Below are 837 nucleotides of genomic sequence, written 5' to 3' on the forward strand. Positions count from 1 at the left end.
TAGAAGCTATCTCATAAATATGGACCTTCCTTAGGGGGTATTTGTTTATCTGTCATGAAGCTTACAGATAAACAATGGGAGAAGATCAGGGACTTGATTCCTGATGGAGAGAAAAGAGCCGATGGTAGAGGCAGGCCCTGGAGAGATAAGCGAGAAGTGCTGGATGGGATTCTCTGGATTTTGAAGACGGGCGCGCAGTGGAGCCACCTACCAGCCACTTTTCCCCCTTACCAGACCTGCCACCGCAGGTTTCAGCAGTGGCAGGAGCAGGGAGTGATGCAAAAGGTGGTGGAGGCGCTGGCAAGGGATTTATATAAGAGAGGCGGTGTGGACTTGAGCGAGTGCTTTATTGACGGCTCTTTCTGCATGGCCAAAAAGGGGGATCTGCTGTTGGCAAAACTAAGCGAGGCAAAGGCACCAAGATCATGGCAGTCACAGACGCTGGTGGCACTGTACTGTCTGTCTCAGTCCAATCAGCATCTCCCCACGAGGTAAAGCTGGTGGAGCATGTGCTGGAGGAAAGGTTTATAGCGCCACTGCCTGTAAAGCTCATTGGCGACAAAGCCTATGACTCCGACCCACTGGATGAAAACCTAAAGCAGCAGGGCATCGAGATGGTTGCTCCGCATAGGAGTAACAGAAAAAAGAAGAAGACGCAGGATGGCAGAAAACTCAGACGCTATAAGCGTAGATGGAAAGTGGAGCGATTCTTCGCCTGGCTTTTCAACTACAGAAGGTGTGTTGTCAGGTATGAGTACAAAGAAGAGAACTTCAAGGCTTTTATTCTGCTGGCTTGTATGCTGATTCTGCTTAAACAATTTATGAGATAGCTTCTAG

At 49.1% G+C, this 837-nt stretch carries 1 protein-coding gene; it reads left to right on the forward strand.

What is annotated here, in order from left to right; genetic code table 11:
- Positions 1-54: 54 nt before the first annotated feature.
- Positions 55-830 (forward strand): IS5 family transposase gene (locus Q1B04_RS19945; protein WP_299762767.1). Its coding sequence is split into 2 segments (ribosomal slippage): positions 55-382 and positions 382-830, totalling 777 coding nucleotides; the frame shifts between segments, so codons are not numbered across the junction.
- Positions 831-837 lie beyond the last annotated feature (7 nt).

The sequence above is a fragment of the uncultured Pontibacter sp. genome, from assembly GCF_947495565.1.
GTDB lineage: Bacteria > Bacteroidota > Bacteroidia > Cytophagales > Hymenobacteraceae > Pontibacter.